General features: G+C 38.7%; 22 protein-coding genes. 8 read left to right on the top strand and 14 right to left on the bottom strand.

Annotation, left to right across the window (positions count from 1 at the left end; translation table 11 throughout):
- The first annotated feature begins 5 nt into the window (after positions 1-5).
- Positions 6-779, top strand: coding sequence for a succinate dehydrogenase/fumarate reductase iron-sulfur subunit (locus tag D7322_RS12290; RefSeq protein WP_183078688.1), 774 nt, complete (start codon positions 6-8; stop codon positions 777-779).
- An 88-nt stretch (positions 780-867) separates the two neighbouring features.
- Complete coding sequence (locus D7322_RS12285) at positions 868-4,614, top strand: HAMP domain-containing sensor histidine kinase (RefSeq protein WP_121124490.1); 3,747 nt, start codon at positions 868-870, stop codon at positions 4,612-4,614.
- Positions 4,615-5,173: 559 nt separating this feature from the next.
- Here the strand turns inward: D7322_RS12285 and D7322_RS12275 are convergent.
- From D7322_RS12275 to D7322_RS12265, 3 genes are all read right to left on the bottom strand, one after another.
- On the bottom strand, positions 5,174-6,100 hold the full coding sequence (locus tag D7322_RS12275) for a hypothetical protein (RefSeq protein WP_121124488.1): 927 nt from the start codon (positions 6,098-6,100) through the stop codon (positions 5,174-5,176).
- A 99-nt stretch (positions 6,101-6,199) separates the two neighbouring features.
- Positions 6,200-7,351, bottom strand: a complete 1,152-nt coding sequence (gmd, locus tag D7322_RS12270; RefSeq protein ID WP_121124487.1) for a GDP-mannose 4,6-dehydratase — start codon at positions 7,349-7,351, stop codon at positions 6,200-6,202.
- Positions 7,352-7,545: 194 nt separating this feature from the next.
- On the bottom strand, positions 7,546-8,109 hold the full coding sequence (locus D7322_RS12265) for a lipocalin family protein (protein WP_121124552.1): 564 nt from the start codon (positions 8,107-8,109) through the stop codon (positions 7,546-7,548).
- A gap of 54 nt (positions 8,110-8,163) precedes the next feature.
- Between D7322_RS12265 and D7322_RS12260 the strand changes: the two genes are divergently transcribed.
- The 3 genes from D7322_RS12260 (at position 8,164) to D7322_RS12250 (ending at position 10,209) form a co-directional block, all read left to right on the top strand.
- Entirely contained in the window at positions 8,164-8,496 is a 333-nt protein-coding gene (locus D7322_RS12260) for a hypothetical protein (RefSeq protein ID WP_121124486.1), read from the top strand.
- A gap of 88 nt (positions 8,497-8,584) precedes the next feature.
- Complete coding sequence (locus D7322_RS12255) at positions 8,585-9,499, top strand: lysylphosphatidylglycerol synthase transmembrane domain-containing protein (RefSeq protein WP_121124485.1); 915 nt, start codon at positions 8,585-8,587, stop codon at positions 9,497-9,499.
- A gap of 2 nt (positions 9,500-9,501) precedes the next feature.
- Positions 9,502-10,209 carry an SDR family NAD(P)-dependent oxidoreductase gene (locus D7322_RS12250; RefSeq protein ID WP_121124484.1) on the top strand — a complete coding sequence of 236 codons (708 nt, stop codon included), beginning with the start codon at positions 9,502-9,504 and terminating at the stop codon, positions 10,207-10,209.
- A 137-nt stretch (positions 10,210-10,346) separates the two neighbouring features.
- On the opposite strand, the gene D7322_RS12245 is transcribed toward D7322_RS12250, so the two are convergent.
- Genes D7322_RS12245 through D7322_RS12235 form a run of 3 tightly spaced genes read right to left on the bottom strand, consistent with a single transcriptional unit; the run spans position 10,347 to position 12,583 of the window.
- A complete protein-coding gene (locus D7322_RS12245; protein WP_121124483.1) occupies positions 10,347-11,723 on the bottom strand; it encodes an alpha/beta hydrolase family protein in 1,377 nt (458 codons plus the stop codon).
- Positions 11,724-11,733: 10 nt separating this feature from the next.
- Positions 11,734-12,318, bottom strand: coding sequence for a YIP1 family protein (locus tag D7322_RS12240; protein WP_121124482.1), 585 nt, complete (start codon positions 12,316-12,318; stop codon positions 11,734-11,736).
- Complete coding sequence (locus tag D7322_RS12235; RefSeq protein WP_121124481.1) at positions 12,308-12,583, bottom strand: DUF2089 family protein; 276 nt, start codon at positions 12,581-12,583, stop codon at positions 12,308-12,310. Before D7322_RS12235 ends, D7322_RS12240 begins: the two co-directional genes overlap by 11 nt.
- Before the next feature lie 124 nt (positions 12,584-12,707).
- Between D7322_RS12235 and D7322_RS12230 the strand changes: the two genes are divergently transcribed.
- On the top strand, positions 12,708-13,442 hold the full coding sequence (locus D7322_RS12230; RefSeq protein ID WP_121124480.1) for a lysophospholipid acyltransferase family protein: 735 nt from the start codon (positions 12,708-12,710) through the stop codon (positions 13,440-13,442).
- Between the two features lie 7 nt (positions 13,443-13,449).
- On the opposite strand, the gene D7322_RS12225 is transcribed toward D7322_RS12230, so the two are convergent.
- Together D7322_RS12225 and D7322_RS12220 are read right to left on the bottom strand one after the other, a co-directional pair.
- On the bottom strand, positions 13,450-14,580 hold the full coding sequence (locus tag D7322_RS12225) for a glycosyltransferase (RefSeq protein WP_245971328.1): 1,131 nt from the start codon (positions 14,578-14,580) through the stop codon (positions 13,450-13,452).
- Complete coding sequence (locus D7322_RS12220; RefSeq protein ID WP_108636185.1) at positions 14,564-15,538, bottom strand: lysylphosphatidylglycerol synthase domain-containing protein; 975 nt, start codon at positions 15,536-15,538, stop codon at positions 14,564-14,566. The genes D7322_RS12225 and D7322_RS12220 overlap by 17 nt, the downstream gene beginning before the upstream one ends.
- A gap of 100 nt (positions 15,539-15,638) precedes the next feature.
- On the opposite strand from D7322_RS12220, the gene ruvC reads away from it, so the two are divergent.
- The gene (gene ruvC / locus D7322_RS12215; protein WP_121124478.1) at positions 15,639-16,205 is read left to right on the top strand and encodes a crossover junction endodeoxyribonuclease RuvC; all 567 of its coding nucleotides are present in this window, start codon (positions 15,639-15,641) and stop codon (positions 16,203-16,205) included.
- Here ruvC and D7322_RS12210 read toward each other — a convergent pair whose 3' ends face one another.
- Positions 16,206-17,252 carry a hypothetical protein gene (locus tag D7322_RS12210; protein ID WP_108636380.1) on the bottom strand — a complete coding sequence of 349 codons (1,047 nt, stop codon included), beginning with the start codon at positions 17,250-17,252 and terminating at the stop codon, positions 16,206-16,208.
- Between the two features lie 357 nt (positions 17,253-17,609).
- Here D7322_RS12210 and D7322_RS12205 point away from each other — a divergent pair, with 357 nt between their 5' ends.
- Positions 17,610-18,083, top strand: coding sequence for an Lrp/AsnC ligand binding domain-containing protein (locus D7322_RS12205; protein WP_046674894.1), 474 nt, complete (start codon positions 17,610-17,612; stop codon positions 18,081-18,083).
- Positions 18,084-18,117: 34 nt separating this feature from the next.
- Here D7322_RS12205 and D7322_RS12200 read toward each other — a convergent pair whose 3' ends face one another.
- The 5 genes from D7322_RS12200 to D7322_RS12180 all read right to left on the bottom strand — a co-directional run bounded on the left by D7322_RS12200 (position 18,118) and on the right by D7322_RS12180 (position 23,104).
- Complete coding sequence (locus D7322_RS12200) at positions 18,118-19,182, bottom strand: M20 family metallo-hydrolase (RefSeq protein ID WP_121124477.1); 1,065 nt, start codon at positions 19,180-19,182, stop codon at positions 18,118-18,120.
- Positions 19,172-19,978: a pyrroline-5-carboxylate reductase gene (gene proC / locus D7322_RS12195; protein ID WP_121124476.1), complete on the bottom strand. Its 807-nt coding sequence runs from the start codon at positions 19,976-19,978 to the stop codon at positions 19,172-19,174. The genes D7322_RS12200 and proC overlap by 11 nt, the downstream gene beginning before the upstream one ends.
- A 26-nt stretch (positions 19,979-20,004) precedes the next feature.
- Positions 20,005-20,802, bottom strand: coding sequence for an acetylglutamate kinase (gene argB, locus D7322_RS12190; protein WP_108636189.1), 798 nt, complete (start codon positions 20,800-20,802; stop codon positions 20,005-20,007).
- 53 nt (positions 20,803-20,855) lie between these two features.
- On the bottom strand, positions 20,856-21,818 hold the full coding sequence (locus D7322_RS12185; RefSeq protein WP_120261726.1) for a Rossmann-fold NAD(P)-binding domain-containing protein: 963 nt from the start codon (positions 21,816-21,818) through the stop codon (positions 20,856-20,858).
- A 140-nt stretch (positions 21,819-21,958) separates the two neighbouring features.
- Entirely contained in the window at positions 21,959-23,104 is a 1,146-nt protein-coding gene (locus D7322_RS12180) for an aspartate aminotransferase family protein (RefSeq protein ID WP_121124475.1), read from the bottom strand.
- Positions 23,105-23,130 lie beyond the last annotated feature (26 nt).

Below are 23,130 nucleotides of genomic sequence, written 5' to 3'. Positions count from 1 at the left end.
TTATCATGGCACAACATATGAATTTAACGCTGAAAGTTTGGCGTCAAAAAAATGATAAAGATAAAGGTCAATTTGTAACTTATCAGGCAAGCAATATCGCTGATGATATGTCTTTCTTAGAGATGCTTGATATTGTGAATGAGGAATTGACACGTAAAGGTGAAGACCCTGTATATTTCGATCACGACTGTCGTGAAGGAATCTGTGGGATGTGTTCATTAGTAATCAACGGCCGCCCACACGGTCCTAAAGAAGGTACGACAACATGTCAATTGCACATGCGTAGTTTCCACGATGGACAAACTATTGTGATCGAACCTTGGAGAGCTGCCGCATTTCCGGTATTGAAAGACCTTGCGGTTGATCGTACGGCTTTTGATCGCATTCAACAAGCCGGTGGTTATGTAAATATCAACACAGGTGGCGTTCCGGATGCCAATACGATTCCTATTCCTAAACGTATTGCTGACGAAGCTTTCGAATCGGCAACGTGTATCGGTTGTGGCGCTTGTGTTGCAGCATGTAAAAATGCTTCTGCAATGTTATTTGTATCGGCTAAGGTATCTCAATTTGCTTTGTTGCCTCAAGGTCAAACTGAGCGTTACGAACGTGCACAAGCAATGGTAGATCAAATGGATGCTGAGGGATTCGGTAACTGTACCAACACCGGTGCTTGTGAAGCTGAATGTCCAGTAGGTATTAAATTAACGAATATCGCTCGTTTAAACCGCGAGTATTTGACTGCTAAAATCTTCAAACAGGAAGAACCACACGCATAAGCAATTTTAGAATAAAATAATATAAAAGTCCTTGTCCTAAGAAAGCAAGGACTTTTTTTTATATTTACAATAATGTAAATTGACTAACGTGAATTCTGGTATAAAAATTCGTTTACTTCTACTTATCTTAACACTATGCTTTATAGGAACAGCGATCACCATCAAAGAATCTGTTACAAATAAGGAAATACTTGACATCGATACCAAATCACTCAATGATTATATCTCCGAACAAGAAAAAAAGGTAGATCTTATTTTTAAGGACTCGCTGCTGCTCAAAACATTTAAAAATTACGATCAATACCCCATAGCCGTCTATCAAGCCTTCGAAAGGTATAAAAACGATCAAGAGGTTTATCTTTTCCTCTTTAAGGACCATCAACCCAAGATGTGGAGCACAAATTTATTTGTACCGATCACCGATCAGGGCTTCTTAGAAAAATCTAATTTCGTACAAGATGACAATAGGTCCTACGTCATTCGTAAAAAAACAATTGGAAATATTAGCATACTTGCCTATATTCTTGTTAAGCCTTATACCAACAATAACAATCCTTACTTAAACTCTTCGCTACGCAGAAACTTTTTTGATACGCGAAACATCGACATTGCCTCCTATACGGATACCGTAGCCATCAAAAATATCTACAGCAATGAGGGCTCTTATCTATTTTCTGTGAAGCTTAAAGATGGCGAGCATGAAAATATCTATACCATCTTACAATTCTTCTGCTGGTTACTGGCATGGATTGCGCTTTTGATTTTCTTCAACAGCCTTTGCCTGCACATGGCAAAGACCAAAAGAGCTTGGTGGGCAATAGTGTTATTGGCGGGTATATTTGTCTTGGTGAAATTTGCGGACCTGAAATGGAATCTGCTCTCTGAAAATGCCACGTTTGCTATATTTGACTCCCGCAACTATGCCTATAATAGATTCTTCCCAAATATTTGGTCGGTGTTATCCACGACAATATTGATCCTATGGTGGATACTATTTATCTATTCCATTCGAAAGGAGCTCAATTTTGACAAAATCAAAAATATCCGTCTCTTTAGACTACCTATTGCCATTGGCTTTATACTGAGTATATATTTTGCCTTTGCACTTTTATATGATATTGCTGGCACACTGATCACCCATTCAAATAATATCTATTTCGATTTCACCAAACTTGTTGACCTGCATTTCCTGAGTTGGGTGGATTTAGGCATTGTCGGAATGGGAATATTAGCATTAAGCATTTACATAGATCTGGTATTGTTCTTTCTTAAAAAGTTGGAACTAAAACCTACTCAGTTGTTAAATATCCAATTGGCCTGTGTCATATTTGTGATTCTCATTATCTCCATTTACATTGAGAAAAATAGCTTGGTCAATCTGCTTTTAGCCCTGATTATCCTAATCAAATCTTTCGGCGAGAAATACTTTGATAGGCATATTCTGACCAATTATATCGCCGTTTTGATCCTTTGGGCGATCATAAGTACCATTACGCATGCTCGTTTCTATCAGGAGCGAGATCTCATTGACATGAAGATCTTGTTAAACAATCTTCAATCGGAAGATGACGTTAATGCTGTTTCACTATTTTCAGATATTGAGAATGGAATTACCAATGATAAGGAACTAAAACACTTGTTCAATATCAGCTTACCCTATACAAATACCGATGCCATCAATGATTTTATCAAGAAAAAATACTTCAGTGGATATCTTTCAAAATATGACTTTAAGGCATATTACTATGATCAAAATAGTATTCCATTAAATCCGAACAGTCAAAATAAGATTAATGAATATCGAGAGAAAGTAATCAATAAATCGATCAAGGTTACTCAAAATTTTTACCGTGCCAGTGCTGAACTTGGAACACATGAATATTTTTCGATTATTCCGGTGACAATCGATCAAAACAGGGTCGTTAACGTGATTATTAATCTATCCAACAAGGATTTCAGTTATACGGTACCGTATCCCGAAATACTGACAGATATGCGGATCAATAATTCGCAATATTATAATAAAGGAGAGTATTCCATTGCCTTGTATAAAGGAGGCTCGCTTGTCACGCAATTTGGCAAGTATACCTATGAAAATAACCTCCGGGGATTAAAAGGTGTACCTGGAGAATATATTGAGATATTGGATCGGGATTCATACCTACACATGGCTTATGTTGCCAATACCTTTTCAACCTATGTCATTAGTAAACAGAAACCATCGTTTTGGGATTATGTCGCGACATCCTCTTTCCTGTTTTTGGTGTTTTTCATGATTTTCATGTTGTTTCATTATGTCACTTCGTTTTATATCTTCCTGAAAAATACAAAACTGACGTTTCGCAATCTGAAATATCAATTCTATAAAATCATCAATAAAATACAATATTCGACACGTATCCAGACCTCGATTATTTCCTCGGTGATCTTAGCCATTCTGATATCGGCTGTGATTTCATATATCAGCATCAATAAACAGCTCTACAACAACAATAGAAATAGTAAGGAGCGTTTCATTATTGAACTAGGAAAACGGATAGAAAATATGCTCCCCAATACCGATGAAGTCTCCAATGAAAACCAACTTATTAGCATTCTAAAGACATTATCTGAGACCATATCAAAGGATTTCAACCTGTACTCAAAATCAGGCAGGCTTTTGTATAGTTCACAACGCCGAATTTATGACCTGGAACTTTTCTCCACATTCATCAACCCGATAGCGCTAAAAAATCTTTCGCTGCTAAAAAAATCAGAAACAATTGAAGATGAGGGAATCGGAACCTTTCAGTTTGAAACAAGTTACGTTACAATTAGGGATAAAGATTACAGCACGGTCGCTTATATAGGCATTCCGAATTTCTCGCTTCAAAAAGAAGAAAATATCAATAAAAATTTACTACTTAATACCATTGTCAATATCTATTCATTAATCATCATTGGTTTCGGTTTCTATGCCACTTTTGTTGCCAACAGTGTAACCAATCCACTCAGTATCATCAGTAGAAAGATCTCTCAGCTTCGGCTGGGACAGCCTAACGAACCCCTTTTCTGGCAAAGAAACGATGAAATAGGGACATTAATCAAAGAGTATAACCTCATGATCATAAAACTGGAGGACTATGCCAATAAGATCAAGGACACGGAACGTGAATCTACCTGGCGTGAGATGGCGCAGCAGATCGCACATGAAATTAAAAATCCGTTGACGCCCATGAAATTAGGCATACAACAGCTTCGAAGATCGTATAAAGACAATGATCCGAAGTTTCCGGATCGCTTCAATAAGTTTTCCACCTCATTTATTGAGCAAATAGATGCATTGACACAGATTGCTTCAGAGTTTTCCCACTTTGCAAAATTTCCAACGACGGTGATGGAAAATATCAATATCGTTGAAAAAGTTGTGAAATCCATATCACTCTATAACAATACCCCAAACGTTAACATCCGCTTAATAAATAATGCTGATCAAAAAACACTGATTGTTAAAGCCGATGGCAATGAGCTCCTCCGGACATTCAATAATTTGATAAAAAATGCCATTGAGGGTGGATATGGAAGAAAAAACATGAAGATAGAAATATCCATCGAACGATACTCAGACAAGTTTGTAAAGATAGATGTCAAGGACAATGGTTATGGAATACCCGAAGGGATGAAAGATCAGATATTCCAAATTAACTTCACCACAAAAAGCTCCGGAAATGGTTTAGGCCTGGTACTCGTTAAGAAAACGATAGAAGCTTGTAACGGACAGATCTACTTTGAAACAATGGAGGGGGAGGGAACCACCTTCCATATCCTACTTCCATTACAGCAAATAGAGTCTTAATCGGCATGGCGTAAAAATAAACTGACCATATCTAGAGCGCCTATTTTATAAATAAAAGAAGGCGGCCGTATTATAAATGAAATTCACATTTGCAAATCAGAATTAAATTTGAGAGGATAGCTTTTAATTACAGAAATCATAAAAAAAGGGTCAAATCTCCAGATGAGGTTTGACCCTTTTTCGCTGAATCTAACAAAGTGTCGAATTTTATTTGGCATCAATATAGTAAAATTGACTTTTGATCCAACCCCTATACCAATTTCAATGCCTTGTATATATGGAAGCGTAGTAAAGTCGATATTGAATTTGGCGAATGGGCAATTGTTCATCATCTTAGGTCATAGGCAAATAGGATCATCACATAATGCCATTTAGTGACTTCTTCGCCACTTGGACTAAATCATCAACTTTTGTACGCCTGATCCTAAAGAATTTCATTTGTGTCGTAAAGTAAATGACAAAAAGATCCTAAAACCAAACTGAAAAATTGAGCGGACTGTAAAACGAAACGGGCATCACTGTGGGACGCCCGTTCTATCTTTTTTATATTACTGCTTTACTAACGCAATACCACTGTGGATCTGCCCATTATAGCATTGTCTTCGTAAAGTAATACCGTATATGCTCCTTTGGTAAAACCATTCTCTGCTGCCCAATACACAATATAATCCTCTCCTTTATTCGTAAACAAAATATTATGCTTAAAGGTATATTGCAATTTTTCACCATGAACAAAGAAAATATTGTCTCCCTGAACAACCAGGTTACCTTGCGGATCGATAATTCTTATATAAATGTCCCGCTCTCCATTTTTTGCCAGTGCATTATCGGCGATGGTAAAATTGATCTTCAGTTTATCCACACGCTTGGCCCGTTCTTCAACAGACTCTTTACCATTTTTTTTGACCTCAAGCCCATTAATGCTGATACTTGAGACCTTTAAAGCAGATGCTGTTGTCACTTTCTCCTTCAATTCAGAATTAGTCGTCGTCAAAGAAGTAATTTGTTTGTTTTTCTCGGCAACAGACTCATTCAAATTTGAATTCTGCTTTGATAAAATTTGATTTTCCTGAATCAATCGCTGAACATCCACACGATAATTGTCAACTTGCTTCTTTAATAGATTGATTTTACGTTGCGCATCATCAATATCTTTAGGAGTAATGCTTTTATTTTCAAGCTTTTTCCGTAACGCAGCAATTTCTGCTCTCGAATCATCCTTTTGCACCGTCATCTCAGGAGTCAATTGAATATTTTCAACGTCAATCTTATCCAACTCGGCCTCTATCCGATCGATCTGTACCTGAAGGTTTTCTTTTTCTACAGTTAAGGCATAGACTTTTTCTCCATTCGTCTTAAACTTAACATAAAAATATATATTCGTTGCTAGTAACGCTGCTATCGCAATGATGAAGAAATAAACTTTAGAAGAATCTCTCTTCTTTTCGTCCTCCTTCTTATTCGAAACAACCTCTGAATTCATCATAATACACTGTCATATTCATCGTATGAATTCATTGATTCATACCAATAAATGTTTAAACAAAAATTATTCCAGTTTTATTTTTTCCTTATCAATTATGAATTATTCAAAATAGTTCAGTGTCTGAAAACCACCTTGTTTCAAATATTCTTCCTTTCTCATGAGATGCAGATCTGATTGTACCATATCTGTTACGAGCATCTGGAGGTTATATTTAGGTTTCCAGCCTAGCTTGGTATTTGCTTTGGTAGGATCTCCAATAAGCAAATCAACTTCTGTCGGTCGGTAATAAGCCGGATCCACTTTAACGACTGTTTGCCCAAACTTAATCTGCGATTTATCAATATTCAATTCGGCCAAACGCTCCTCATCAACATCAATGATCACTCCTTTTTCTTGCTCTCCTTTCCCGCTGAATTCGATTTCAATCCCCAGTTCGGCAAAAGCTAAGCGGACAAAGTCTCTGACAGTTGTGGTAACTCCGGTCGCAATGACAAAATCCTCAGGTTTTTCCTGTTGGAGTATCAACCACATCGCCTCAACATAGTCCTTTGCATGTCCCCAATCCCGTTGAGCAGAAAGATTTCCCAGATAGAGTTTGTCCTGCAATCCCAATGCAATTTTTGCTACAGCACGGGTTATTTTACGCGTCACAAATGTCTCGCCCCGAACAGGACTTTCGTGATTGAACAAAATACCGTTACAGGCATACATCTTATAGGCTTCGCGGTAATTAACAGTAATCCAATAGCCATACATCTTGGCAACAGCATACGGGCTTCGCGGGTAGAAAGGAGTAGTTTCACTTTGCGGCACCGCTTGCACCAGACCATATAGCTCAGAAGTTGAGGCCTGATAAATACGTGTTTTCTCAATCATTCCCAGTAATCTGACTGCTTCCAATATACGAAGTGTACCGATTCCATCGGCATTGGCGGTATATTCGGGGGTATCAAAACTTACCTTAACGTGGGATTGCGCCGCTAGATTGTAGATTTCATCCGGTTGCGTCTCCTGAATAACGCGGATCAAATTGGTTGAATCAGTCAAATCACCAAAATGCAATGTAAAATTTCTATTGTCAAGATGGGGATCTTGATAAAGGTGATCAATACGATCGGTATTGAAAAGGGAGCTCCGGCGTTTTAGACCATGTACCCTATAACCTTTTTTCAATAGGAATTCTGCTAAATAGGCACCATCTTGACCTGTAATACCTGTTATCAATGCAGTTTTCGTGTTTTGTTCAGCCATATTTCTATCTATATTGAGCAATTCCTAGCCTTGTCGCCGGGAATCATGCTATTTTTCATCCGATAAATCTGTTCAACTCCATTCCCAATAGGAATAAATCATGATGGTTTCGGAGTGTAAAAGTATTAAATTTTCAACAAAAAAAGCCATAGGATTTCCTATAGCTTTTCATTATGCCTTTTTTCTTGCTTCTGTTAATTTACGCGGGAGAAATTAAAGACCAAATATGCTTCACCATTGGCAACTGTCAACGGCATTTTCATGACTAATTTATTACCATCAGAATAAGACAGATCCAAACGGTAACCTGTGGTCACGTTTTTGGCTTTATCTCCTGCATAGATCTTTTTAAACTGGAATTGCGGCTCACCTAGACCTTTTCCAGGATTATAGATAGACCAGAAGATCTCACGTGATGCCCCCGGAGCACATAAAGTACCTTGCGCGTTAAAGGTGATTGATCCCTTTCCGTTTCCAATAAAATTCCATGAACTACCTACAAAACACTCTGCTGGAGCTTCTTCAAAGACGCTTTTAATCGTGAACGTAGAAGGTAAGTTTTCCCTATCGATTGAATTCAGTGTCCAAGTTCCTTTCACGGCAGATTTCCACTCTGAGGCGCTAGGTCCCGAAGCTGCACTTGTATTGGAAGAACCATAACTAGGATTTCCAGATGATGTACCTTGCTTTTGTGCACCACAAGAGAATAAGGACACCGTAGCAAAAACAGTTGCTAATGATAAAACGAATCGATTCATATGTCTAAATTTTAATTTCAAATTGTATTTTTGGGGTAAATTAATCCACAAATCATGAAGATTACAGCCAAAAATCATACCATAAGCAAAATAATTGCAAAAACTCTTTTAAGGCTATTTATTATTCTCCTGGCCTTCGCAACCTATCCACTTTTTCTTGGCCAGGAAGCTAAGGCAAAATTAAGTCAAATCAGCTTAGCCTTCACAAATAAGGTTTCTTTGATCGCCCCTATTTTGCTATTTTGCTTTATCGTCGGTTTAATGATTGCTGTGCTAAAACACAAATATAATAGAATTGACCTAAATTGGCTATTTTCTCTTGCGACAATATTCGGTATTTTATATCTGATATTATTGTATTCAAGAATTTACCCAACTATCGCTTAAGTAAAATTGCACAATTCGACAAAGTTCCTAACTTTGAATTTTCCAAAATCGCCAATATAATTGATTAAGATTGGAAAAATAAACTTCTATGGACAAAAAAAAAGGTTTTAAGATCCTAAAAAATATACTAAAGATTGTCGTTACTGTGGGAGCCTTATATTGGGTTTTCAGTAAAGTTTCGCTAAAAGATCTCAAAGAAGCTGTAATTCATTCAAATCCTATCTTTTTATTCCTAGCATTATTAGCTTATAGCGTCTCAATTTTTATATCGTCTTCACGCTTATTAACCTTTTTGAGGGCAATTGGTTTGGATGTTTCCGAAAAATATAATTTGAAGCTCTACCAGTTGGGACTATTCTACAACCTCATTCTACCGGGGGGAGTAGGTGGAGATGGATACAAAATCTTCTTTCTACGAAAAAGATTCAGTATTAAAGGCCGGAAATTATTTACGGCACTATTCTTAGACAGGCTAAGTGGTTTATGGGCCTTATGCCTAATTATTGCCGCTTTAATTACCTACATGCCACAGCTGGGAATTCCAAATTACCTGACGGTCATTTTGTTTATGTTAGGCAGTATCCTCTACTATTTTATTGTCACAAAATTTTTCAAAGAGTACGGGTCTACCTTCCTAAAAGCGCACCTAAAAGCGATTGGTGTGCAGTCCATGCAAGTGCTCGCAGCGATTTTAATTCTTTATGCCTTAGGATTTAACGGAAAGTTCTCCCCTTATCTATTTCTATTTCTGGCGTCTTCATTAGTCTCTATCATCCCTTTCTCCGTGGGCGGATTGGGTATGCGCGAACTCGTAATCATGTGGGGAGCAGGCATATTTCAGGTTGATTCACACAATGCGGTATTGATCACATTGTTATTTTATATTATCTCGGCGATGGTTGCACTCTCCGGAATTTATTTTATCTTCAATCCCAAAGCAATCGGAGAGGATAAACTGCCCTCTGTCGAAGAAGTTGAACAAAGTCAAAAATTAGAAGAATAAACATGGCGAATATTATTATTACCGGAGCAAGCAGCGGGGTGGGGTTTGAAGCTGTACTTGATTTGACCTCAAAAAAGGACAACAAGGTTATTGCATTGGCCCGATCTGCAGACAAATTGAGAAAACTTCATGAAATCGCAAGTCAGCTCAATTATGACGGGGGTACACTCTACCCTGCGCAATTTGATATCGTTTATGATGACTATGCAACGCTAGTTCCTTTTATTCAATCGAAATTTGACAGCGTTGACATCCTGATCAACAATGCCGGGGCATTAATCAATAAACCGTTCATGGAGACCAGCAGTCAGGATTTTGCGGAAATGCTTCAGGCAAATATTATGGGACACGTCAATATGATACAGCATGTTGTTCCGTTCATGCACGAAGGTTCCCATATTGTCAACATCAGCAGTATGGGCGGCTTTCAAGGCTCAATGAAATTTCCCGGGCTTTCAGCTTATTCTACCAGTAAAGGCGCGTTGGCGATTTTAACAGAATGTCTCGCTGAAGAGTTTAAGGAGAACGGCATCAAGGTTAACTGCTTAGCCTTGGGATCGTCACAAACCGAGATGTTTGAAGCTGCATTCCCGGGCATGGAGGCTGGTACGCTTGCGTTTGAAATGGGCAGATATATTGCTGATTTTGCACAGAATGGGCATAAATATTTCAATGGCAAAATCCTTCCTGTAGCCAATACAACGCCCTAACAAGTAAGAAGAAGAAAACGGCGTATTGCTAAAATATTCACTTATCAGCGTCCTATCTAAAGATCTATCTCCGATAGATCTTTAGATAGGACGCTGAACTTTTAATAGGTGTCGTTCATACGAATATCTTGATCCAATTACTTTGCCTTCAATTTAAGCCACTTTGTAAGATCATCCATTAGTTGTTCATTGAAACTTTCCGAGTTTTCAAAATATTCTTCAATTTTTCCTGTTTGCGCGTTTTGGAAGAGATGGTTCAAATTGGGGTAATCTTTAATTATTACATCTGTCGTATTTAAGTGAAGGCGTTGAAGAGCATAGATATTTTCATTTGCAGGAACCTGGATATCCTTTCCCCCAAAGGACGCGAAAACAGGTACTGTCACTTGCTTAAGATAGTAAGCCGGATCGATGCGGAGAAAAGTTTTGAACCATGGGATCAACATCGGACTCAATTTAACTTTCATAGCTGATGTTAATGCATTTCCATTGTTTTGACTGATAAGTTCTTTTTCCAATGATTTTGCCAGATCCTCTGGCGGCTCATCCGTCAGCAGAATGTCATATAACCTTCTGTTATTGCGCTTATTTATTTCCAAGGCCGGTTCAGATAATCCAGCCACTTTCCCCAAAGCATAGCTCTGCAGAATCAATAAGGAATCACCTTTGAGGACAGGTCCGGACAACAAAGCAATATAATTGACGTTATCGTTCTCCGCCGCAACCATTTCAGCGATCAAAGCTCCTTCACTATGACCGATAATACCAATTTTTTCTGTGTTGACCATCTGTTGCCTGCTCAGAAAATCCACAGCTGCATTAGCATCCGAAGCGAAATCAACCGTCGTAGCCAAATTGACCTCTCCCTTAGAACCGCCTATACCGCGATCATCATAACGAAGCACGGCAAAACCATTTTTACTGAGGTGATCCGCCAATATTTTAAATGGCCGATGCCCAAAAACTTCTGAATCTCTATTTTGTTGTCCACTTCCATTAACGAGGATAACAGCCGGAAAAGCGCCTCCCCCTTTGGGATAAGTAAGCGTTCCCGCTAAAGTAGCATTTCCTTTCACATTTTGAAACGTAACCTCCTGTTCGATGTAACCGTAGGGAGGAAAGACGTCCTGCTTACGGGAAAGTCCGCTTTGCTCACTTTCACTTCGTACCAATATCATGGCAGATTCAAAACTCCCCTGCTTCATCACTCCCTTCATCACATCTTTATCCCGATCCAGATAAGCTGTATAAAATAGACCTATCGCTTTGACATCCATCGATATCGAGTCCTTGTTCACTTCTATTGTATTAATCGGAAATTTCAATGAGGTCTGCATCGGACTTTCAAAAGTTCCTACCCAATTATCATTACTATCCTGTTTTAGATTAAATACCAAAAGTAATTTCTGCCCAGACACGCTCACTTCACCTTTCCATGAACCATCAAAGGTCTGTGCATCTGCACATGAGAACTGCAAACAGATCAAAAATAAATAGAAAATTTTCTTCATCATTTCCTTGCTATCAAAAATAAAACTGTATACCTAAATCAAGTATAAAATATAATGCCACAAATAATATGCTTATCCAAATCTTTTTATTGTTTACGGCAACATTCATTCCTTTGACTAATAAATAGAACTGGTAAAACAGGAGAAATAGCGCCAATATTCCAAATACAGCAAATAATATCATTTGGCCTTTATCTATAGTCGATAAAGTATGATCACCATTTTTTAAGGCTTCATCAATCTGTTTGGTAAATTCATCCTGATTCAGTAGTTTACCCAGTAGCAGAACCAAGTAAAGCGGAAATGGCGCAATCAAAATGACATTCAATACATCGATGATTCTGGTCCTATGGTTTAGCATCCTCCCTACTGCATATAATAAAATTAAAGGAGCCAAAACCATATAGAGATGAACTTTTAACACCGTAATAAAGGAAACCGGTACTTGGGGTCTAAAGAAATGCATAAAGCCATTAAATTGCTCGCCAGACAGATAAACAAGATAACTGGAAAACAAAAAGCCGATGATACCTACAACAAACAGTACCCGTTCAGAAAAATCCACAAAGGGATTTAATAACAACTGCTTAATTTTCATTGGTAAACGTATTTAATTTATGAATCAGATCATCTAGGATATTGCGAACAGTAGGATAAGATTTACCCATCTGGTTGGCCATCTCTTTTAAGCTACCTGAATACTTTAGAAAATTCAGAACAAACTCCTGCTCTTCTACTGTCAGTTGCATGAGTAAGGGTAAAGTAAACTTACCAACAACTTCGGTATCGCAGGAATCACAGACCAGCTTGGAGACTTTTAACTTCGCATCACAACATGGACAATTTATAGGTATTTTTTTCATTCTACAAAATGAATATTAATATTGTTAAATATAATATTAATATTATTAAAATAAAACACAATATTATCAATATTTTTCAAAAATGGTTGCTTAATGATATATTTGTAAACAATAAAAAAAGCATATGAAAAAGTTTTTAGGCTATATCCTATCTATTATATTTTGGTTTTGTTTTGGCTTATCTTTGATTATATTCCACCCTATCCAATGGCTATGCCTAAAATTAGGAGGCTACAATGCGCATAAAAAAAGCGTTGACATCTTAAATGCATGTTTGGTTGCATGCTACTATACCTTATTCAATAGGGTCACTTTTATTGACAATAAATCCATCCCATTAGGGCAGCCGATCATATTTGTTGCCAATCATCAAAGTACTTTTGACATCCCCCCACTGATCTATTTTCTGCGAAGATTTCATGGAAAATTTATCTCAAAAATTGAACTGGCCAGTGGTATACCCAGTATTTCATTTAACCTAAAACATGGTGGGGCTGCCAATATTGATCGTAATGACCCAAAACAATCCATAGCTGAGATCCTCAAACTTGCCAACAATATGAAAACAAAAAATTGGTCGGCCTTTATCTTTCCAGAAGGGACCCGGTCAAAAACAGGCAAGATGAAAGCTTTTCACGTTGGTGGTATTGCAACATTATTAAAGAAAAACCCAAATGCATTGGTGGTCCCGATTGCGATAAAAGGATCCTACGAAATGGTACAATATGGCATGTATCCACTGACTCCTTTTTTACATATGACATGGGAAGTACTGGACCCTTTGGACACCGCGGATAAAAATATCGAGGAAATCGTAAAATTAGCGGAAGAAACGATTAAGCGGAAAGTGGAAAATTAATATAGTTTTATTTGACTTGCCTACCCTTCCAATCGTATTTTCCAACATTCCCCAATATTCCGATATAAGCTAAGTATAGAATATGAGCAAGACTCAATATCGGGAGATACCAAAGCAAAGTCGCGCGTTTTGCGAAATTGGTTAAGGGCTGAATAAACAAAAACTCAACTGTTATTTTAAGGAGCAATGCAAAGAGGACAACCCATCCAAGTGTCTTCCCTCCTGTGATCGCAAGAATTGCTGCCAGCAGCAATAGCACATTAAACAGCCAAATAGCAATTCCTAAAGCAATGACGCCTTTATTTTTATACCTGGTACTCTTGGATGCCCAGCGTCTTCTTTGACTAATAAATGACCCAAGATCAGGCTTAGCGTCTGTATACACAATAGCATCCTCTGATTTACAAAAAGCAATTCGTTCGGGATACTTCTCCGCCACTTTATGCAAAAATAACTCATCGTCCCCCGAAGCAAGCTCATCGATACCTTTAAACCCTCCCATTTGTTTAAATATATCTTTTCGATAAGCTAAATTCGCACCATTACAGGTCGTAGGTTTTCCATTACCTATCCCCGCTGCACCAAGGCCTATAAGATACAGGAATTCCAAGGTCTGTAGTCGTTCAAAAAAGCTCTTTTCCTCCGAGTATACGACTGGAGAAGACAATAAATAAGCATCTTCCTTTTCAAAGGTTCCGATCACGGTAGCCAACCAATTTGGGCCCATCCGGCAGTCCGCGTCAGTCGTTATAACAATTTCCCCCCTACAGCAGTCAATTGCCCTCGAAATGGCCAGCTTCTTATAGGAATTCATCCGACCATTCTCATTTAACTGAATCAGCTTGACTCCACTTTCTATATATTCTTTAACAATCGCGGAGGTATTGTCGTCCGAATGGTCATCAATAATGATAAGTTCAAGAAGCTCTTTTGGAAAATTTTGATTTAATATGGATTCTATCGTTCTCCGGATATTTAATTCTTCATTACGGGCAGCAATAATTACCGATACGGTTTTTGTAGAAATTAAGTTACTATAAGGCACCTGGATCCTGGCCCAACCTTTCCGCATCCATAATACGAGAATAGCGTACACACAGGCAAAACTGATCAATAAATAGCTAAGAATTTGTATCACCGAAAAAATTTATCTTAAAAACAAAAATAGAACCAAATATTGCAGGAAGAATTAAATTGACAAACCAAATACATGATACAATAGCCATCACCGCAATCTCCTGTGTTGTAATATAGCTATAAAGATTACTTGCCACAAAACTCCGCACACTAAAATCAAAAATATCCAAGGTTGGTAGTGCTGCCTGAACGAAAAAGAGGATAAAAATCATCAAGATCATGGATAAAAGAGGCAATTCAGGCAAAGTCAATTTCATCAAAATAATATATTGTGAGGTAAAAATGATAAATCTAGCCAATGAATTTAGCAAAACAATACAGAGCTCACGTGCAGAATAATGTTCAAGAACTTCAAAAAAAGGTTTGATTTTCGTCAAAAACTTAATTCGGCCCACAAGCATATCCACCCATCGCACATTAAAATACAATATCACAAACCCGACAGCATAAATAATAGCCAACAACCAAACACCAAACTGAACAGATAATGGCGTAGATAAGAACTTACAGAGAAACCAAGCAATGCTCAGTGATCCTGCTACACTCGTCAGTACCAATTGGGCAAATAAACCAACGCCCATGGCGACGGCTCCCTTAGCTCTATTTTGGGGTTTCAGAAATAATACCCTTCCACCATATTCGCCAATCCTATTCGGGGTAAAAATCGCCCAAGTAAGTCCACAAAAAACGGATTGAAACGCCTTCCAAAAGGATATTCGCTCCAGTTTGGATGCTAGATAGCGCCATTTAACAACCTCCAGAAGCCAGTTTACAAGCATTAAAACAACAATCAAGATCAGCGTCCATACAACAGAATGCTGTTCCAATCCAGTGATCAGTGTCTTAAACTTATCGATATTACTCTTATCAGACACCTTGGTAATAATATACCATGTCGCAAGTGCAAAAACCAGTATCTTTAATAAAAGACTGATGTATTTTTTTTGTCTCCCGGTCAACTTTTGATAATTAGAGAGCAATGTTACTAAATTTTGGCCAAATGATTAAGTTTTGTAGACATCAATCCACTTATAAAGCGCAAAATTTGTAATATTGTACATGCAGAAGGAAAAGGCGAAAGAAAGAATCATTCTAGGGATAGATCCCGGTACGGTCGTGCTTGGGTACGGAATTATCAGAGAAGTCGGCAATACCATATCCCTTATTTCAATGGGTGTGATCAAGATGGGGCATCTCGATGACCATGCATTAAAACTGCAACGCATCTTCAAAAAGACCTCTGCACTAATGCAGGAATATAATCCGGATTGCGTTGCGCTAGAGTCTCCCTTCTACGGCAAAAATATTCAAGTGATGCTCAAACTAGGACGAGCGCAGGGCGTTGCCATGGCTGCTGCACTGGCACAGGATATTCCGATCTTTGAATATTCCCCCAGAAAAATAAAGCAATCCGTCACCGGAAATGGAAATGCTACGAAAGAACAGGTATCTGCCATGCTCAAAAACCTATTAAAGTTTGAAGAAACGCCCCAATTCCTAGATGCGACAGATGGGCTGGCAATTGCGGTCTGTCATTCATTTCAAAAAAACAGCAGCACTGGCAACGGAAAATCCTATTCAGGATGGTCCTCTTTTATCAAAGACAATAAAGACCGAATCAGATAATTACATCTGTACCTGTCGAATCACATTTTTCACATTTAATTCAACAATATCAGTCATTGTCTTACATTTCAAGTAAGAGTTATTTTGGTAAAACTCCGCATAACCTTCGCGCAGTTGTTTAATGTTTTCGGGTGTTGAAAGGATCTGAGTCTGCGAAGCATCCCGAAGATCAGCAATGCGGTGTCGCTCGCTTCGCACCCTGTGCACGATCGAAGAACGTTCCTCCTGTTGATATTGCTGCACCGTTTTTTCTGTCAAATGCTCCATGGCAAGCTTGACGTATGGATAGTTCTCTTTAAAGAACTGTGGCATATATACCTTGGGATTTCCCTCATAAAATTGTTGATCAAAATCAATTGCTCTGATCCGAAACTGAAAGTCATCAAAATCAGGTGTAATCTGCATAACAAAATTATAGGCACGCATATCTCCCAGCAGCGTGATAATACAACGTTCATTAAACTTGACGAATTCCTTCGAAATACGTGTCAAATTGTAATCAGGCGTAAACATTCGGGTTTGAGAAAATATATCACCGGGGATACCAACAATATGTTCTTCAACCAGTGTATCCTGATCCACCATATAGTTGACCTGATTGGGAGATAGTATTTCCTCCAGCTCTAAACCGTATATCCGTGATGCATCTGCCTGCTTGATATAGAAATAATCATAGACGTCATTCAGCCGGTTTACAATACGAATACGAAAAGGCCTCGTATTACCAAAACCACAATACTCCACACGGTCGATATATTTGTGCTGTACAATCCGTGTATTACCAGAAGCTTTGAGCTTAGCATAAATTACTTTTAACCCGTCGTACAACTGATCAATGAGATATTGAGGATAAAGTGGAGTTTCCCAAAAAGTATCATGACCAAATTTATCCATGACCGGTACCGTCTCTGTAAAATTCAATAGATCCTTATAACCAATGGGCAATTTCTCATCCCGTTGATATAGCCTAAGATATTTATGGAGCCCTTCCCCTACCTCAAAAATCGGCTTCTTCCTCGAAATCTTTACATCTTGAACTTCTTCCATCGTTATTCTAGTATTGAGACCTTGCTGTGACAGGCCCTACAGTTTACTCTTATTTTACCTTTGATCTTCATAACGCCGTATGAGATCCTTAATCACACGATATCCCTATATTTCCTCTCAACTTTAATAACAAGATAACGAAAGAATCCGATAACTTTACAATAAAATCACCTCTAAAACAATTATAAGCACTTTCAATCAAAAACATACAACATTATCAATATCAATAAGTATTTTTTATTAAATTTACATCTACAAACCGAAAATTCTTAGTAATTTTGAAATAAATTTAATTATTTTAGCAATTGGTCAGATTTTAATGTATGACCAATGAATGAAACACAAAACCCATTGTTAATGGAAAATCAATATGCAAACTATGATCTAGACAATTTGGATATCCAAATCCTGTCTATTCTAATGAACGATGCTTCTATTCCTTATACCGAGATTGCAAAAAAGCTAATCGTATCAGGTGGTACCATCCACGTTAGAATGAAGAAGATGGAAGAGTTAGGTATCATCAGAGGTTCAAATCTTATTATCAATCCCCAAAAAGTTGGATTTGACATCACCGCCTTTCTCGGTATTTATCTAGAAAAAGGTTCACAATATGCAGATGCGGTAGATAAGCTGAAAGAAATCAAAGAAGTGGTTGAGTTACATTATTGTACCGGCCAATACAGTATTTTTGCGAAAATTATCTGTAGGGACACTGTCCACCTCAGAAAAGTATTGAATGAAGATATTCAATCCGTACCCGGAATTCAGCGCACAGAAACGATTATCTCCCTTGAAGAAAGTATTAAGCGGCAGATCAGCTTAGTCTAGTATAAAAAAAGCTTCCAAGAGTTGGAAGCTTTTTTTATACTATCTCTTGTAGCATAGCTATATACAAATCTATTCCTTCCCGAATTTCATCAATATAAATAAATTCATCAGCCATGTGCGATCTTGCACTGTCTCCGGGCCCCAGTTTCAAAGAAGGTACTGGAATAAGCGCCTGATCACTCATTGTCGGAGACCCATATAGCTTACGCCCAAGTTTTACTCCTGCCTGAACGATAGGATGTTCCTCCGGAATAGCAGATGATTTCAAACGAGTAGATCGAGCCGAAACTTCAGAAGTAACGTGAGATTTGATGATCGCCAGTGTTTCTTCATTTGTATAAGCATCAGTTGTCCGTACATCAACCACAAAACTACAATTAGCCGGTACTACATTATGCTGCGATCCTGCTTGAATCATTGTCACGGACATTTTTATCGGGCCTAAAGTCGTTGATGTTTTTTCAAAAGCATACTCCTTAAACCACTGGATATCTTTAATTGCTTTATAAATAGCATTATCGCCTTCATTACGCGCAGCATGGCCCGCTACCCCTATCGCATTGCAGTCCAATACCATCAAACCTTTTTCTGCGATAGCTAAATCCAGCAGTGTCGGTTCGCCAACAATTGCAAAATCAATAGGTCCGATATCCTCCAGGACAGACTCAATCCCGTTTCTGCCCGATATCTCCTCCTCGGCACTCGCCACTACACAAAAATTATATTTTAAATCCTTCTCGTCATAAAAATACAAGAAAGTAGCGATCAACGACACCAGACAGCCGCCCGCATCGTTACTTCCTAGACCGTACAGTTTCCCATCCTCCTCAGAAGGTGCCAATGGATCACGGGTGTAACCCGGATTGGCTTTTACCGTATCATGGTGCGAATTAAGCAGAATAGTCGGCTTATCTAGCGCGTACTGTTTATTGTATACCCAAACATTATTCCCCTTTCTAAAGGTTTTAATGAGCCTTTCTTTGAAAAATGCCTCAATCAGGTCAGCTGTCAGGACCTCCTCCCGACTTAAGGACGAAAGAGCGATCAACTGTTTCAATAAAGCTAAACTATCTTTGAATAAGCTCTCCTTATCCTTCATGATATAGTCCTCCTGCTTTATCCGCAGACAATTTTATTCCTTTGATAAAAGCCGAACTAAAACCATGATGTTCCATTTCATTCAATCCGGCTATGGTACATCCCTTCGGTGAAGTTACCTTATCGATCTCGCCCTCAGGATGCGCATTCGTGTGCAATAATAAATCTGCGGCACCTTTAGCCGTCTGAACAGCCATTTTTAAGGCATCATGTGCATGGAAGCCAATTTCAACCCCACCTTGTGACGCAGCGCGTATAGCACGTAAGAAAAATGCTATTCCACAGGCACACAAGGCTGTTGCTGAAGTCATCAGATCTTCATTTATAATGACTACCGAACCAACGGTCTCAAACATTCTTTCTACCTCAGCTAGACTACCTTCTGAAGCATGATCACTCGCAATACAAGTCATCGACTGACCGATAGCAATGGCCGTATTTGGCATCGCACGTACTACCGTCGCATCATCACCCAATACAGCTCTCAGGTCAGCACAGGAAACACCAGATACAATGGAAACAAAAATCTGGTTTTTCTTATCTATTTCAGGAGCGACTTCAACCAATACCTTTTTTAATTGCTGCGGTAATACGGCGAAGACAATAATATCAGCACCTTTAACAGCAGCTTTATTATCATTACTTACCGAGAATCCCTGGCTTGCTTCCTCAGCCAAAGCATTCAGATTTCTGCGGGTCAATGTAATATCGGCAGCACTGGCGAACGCGCTTTTTACAAGCCCTTTCGCCAAGGAAAGACCGATATTGCCACTTCCGATAATAGTGACCTTTTTCATAGTTGGGTTTAGATTAGATTACATGATTATTTTAATGTCAAACAGGTACCAAACTGCCCTTGTTGAAACAAGTGCAAATTATTGGCATGACCAATATATACCTCCTGAACACCTTTATTTATTGCATTAAATGCATTTTGCAATTTTGGAATCATACCATCATTGACAATGCCTGACTCTTTAAGATATTCAAATTCGTCGGATTTAATCGTTGGTATCACCGAATTTTCATCGGTCACATCACGTAATACTCCATTTTTCTCGAAGCAGTATACCAACGAAGTCTCATATAGGGACGACAAAGAGACGGCTAAAGAAGATGCAATGGTATCCGCATTCGTATTGAGCAGCTGCCCTAAACCATTATGTGTAATGGCAGAGAATACCGGAACAAAGCCCGCTTCCAGGAATTTTTTTATTGCCAATGTATTCACAGAATCATGCAATAAATCTCCAACAAAACCATAGTCAATATCCTTGACAGGTCTTTTTATAGCCTTAATCACATCACCATCTGCCCCTGTCAAACCAACAGCATCACATTTTAGTTTTTGTAATTTGGCAACGATGGTCTTATTTGTCAATCCAGCATACACCATCGTCACAATACGCAGCATATTTTCATCTGTCACTCTGCGACCATCAACCATTTGTGCTTGTAGACCAAGCTCACTTGCGAGACGTGTCGCAATTTTGCCACCGCCATGCACGAGGATTTTCTTCCCTGACAGTGCGGAAAATTTCTCTAAAAAAGAATCTAACAGACCCTCATCGTCGATAATATTTCCGCCAATTTTTATAATATTTAATACACTATTAGCCATTACGCAACTTTTCCCAAATAAAAATAGTTTCTCAATAATCAAAAAGACCGTTCTTAGACTAGATCTTCCAGCATTCGTTTTAAAACAACCTGCGCCGCCCAGACACGATTACTTGCTTCCTTAATCACCAAGGAGTTTGGTCCATCCAAAATCTCGGATGACAACTCCAGATCCCGCCTTACAGGCAAACAATGCATGACCTTCGCATCATTTGTCAAAGACAGTTTCTCGTTATCCATCATCCAATCCTCATCTACCGTATATACCTCGCCATACTCCTGATAGGATGACCAGTTTTTCACATAAACAAAATCAGCGTCTTTCAGACTTTCATTTAGATTTGTTGAAATTGTCGCTCCTTTTGTAAAATCCTTGCTCAGTTCATAACCCATAGGTTGCGCGATAGTAAACTCGACAAGTCCTTCTTCTTGTGCCTTACACATCCACTCTGCAAAGGAATTCGGCACAGCTTGTGGCAAAGCTTTCACATGCGGAGCCCAAGCCAATACAACCTTTGGTTTCGCCGTCTTCTTATGTTCAGTGATCGTTATGATATCCGTTAAACTTTGTAATGGATGGCGTGTTGCACTTTCAAGCGAAACAACAGGTACACCACAATATTTAATAAATTTGTTGAATAGATCCTCACTGTAATCTTCTTCTCGATCTTTTAACTTCGGAAAAGACCGTAAGCCAAGGATATCACAATATTCACCCATGACGGCTGCTGCCTCACGGATATGTTCAACAGTACTGCCGTTCATCACGACACCATCCTGTGTCTCCAACGCCCAGCCATCCTTGTCCATGTTCATAACCATCACATTCATACCCAAGTTCATCGCCGCTTTTTGGGTACTCAGACGTGTACGCAAACTAGGGTTCAAAAATACAAGACCCAAGGTCTTATGTTTACCAAGATCTTGATTATCATAAGGTGCCGCTTTTAGCGCTAACGCCTCTTGGACAACGTCTGCTACACTGGATACGTCTTTTACAGAGAAAAACTTTTTCATCTATATAAATCATTTATGCGAGCCTTTTCTAGGACACAATGCTTTGTGCTACCCGCTTTGTTTATTTATGCTGAAGAAACAATTCAGATAGATTCCACCTTACAGGAGGAAGTCACCCTTATTATTTCATCTAATTATCGTTAAGCGACTACAGCCGCCTTTATATGTTCTTTTAATGCCAATAAAAATTGATCAGCATGTTCTTTTGTAATATTCAATGCTGGAAGCAATCGAATAACATAAGGTTTAGCCTCCCCCGTAAAAATACGATTCTTTAACAAAAGATCTTTCTTTACATGTCCCAAAGATGCAGGAAGCTCGATTCCGATCATCAATCCCCTTCCTCTCACTTCTACGATCTCTTCAATTCGCTTTAATTCGTCAATGAGATACTGTCCTACAGCATTCGCATTCTCCATCAAACGATCTTGTTGAATGACCTCCAAAACAGCCAAAGCCGCTGCACAGGCCAAATGGTTGCCACCAAAGGTTGTCCCTAAACTACCGTGGGAAGCTTTAAACTTAGGAGAGATACTTATTGCCCCGATAGGAAAACCATTTCCCATCCCTTTGGCCATGGTATAAATATCCGCATCTACTCCAGAATAATCCTGCGCATAGAACAAACCTGTCCGACCATAGCCGCATTGCACCTCATCCGCAATAAATACCGCATTATATTGGTCGCAAAGTGAGCGGATCAATTGAAGAAAGGTAACGGACGCTTCTCTAATTCCACCAACGCCCTGAATACTTTCGATAATAACAGAAGAAATTTCTGTGCCATAAGCTGAAAATGCATCCTTTAGTGCTTCCCCATCATTGAACGGAAGAAAAACGACGTTGTCAGTCTCATTGACAGGCGCAACAATACTTGGATTGTCGGTCGCAGCTACAGCCAGCGATGTTCTACCATGAAACGATTTAGAGAACGCGATTACTTTTTTTCTCTTATTATAGAAAGAAGCAAGCTTCAAAGCATTTTCATTCGCTTCTGCGCCCGAATTACAAAGGAATAAGTCATAATCAACCTTACCAGATACTTCGCCAAGCAATCGCGCAAGTTCACGCTGAATTGGAATTTCAACAGAATTAGAATAGAATCCGATACGATTCAACTGTTCTGTAATACGTTGTACATAACGTGGATGCGTGTGTCCGATCGATATCACGGCATGGCCACCATACAAGTCCAAATAAGCATTTCCTTCGGCATCCCACACCGTAGATCCATTAGCTTTAACTATGTTAATGGGATTAATGGGATAAACATCAAATGGTTTCATCTTAATGAATTATAGATTGATAAACG

Origin of the sequence: Sphingobacterium puteale, assembly GCF_003627955.1 — a bacterium.
Taxonomy (GTDB): Bacteria; Bacteroidota; Bacteroidia; order Sphingobacteriales; family Sphingobacteriaceae; genus Sphingobacterium; species Sphingobacterium puteale.
The sequence above is the reverse complement of the archived record's forward strand: the minus strand, read 5'-3'. Positions and strand labels throughout refer to the sequence as shown.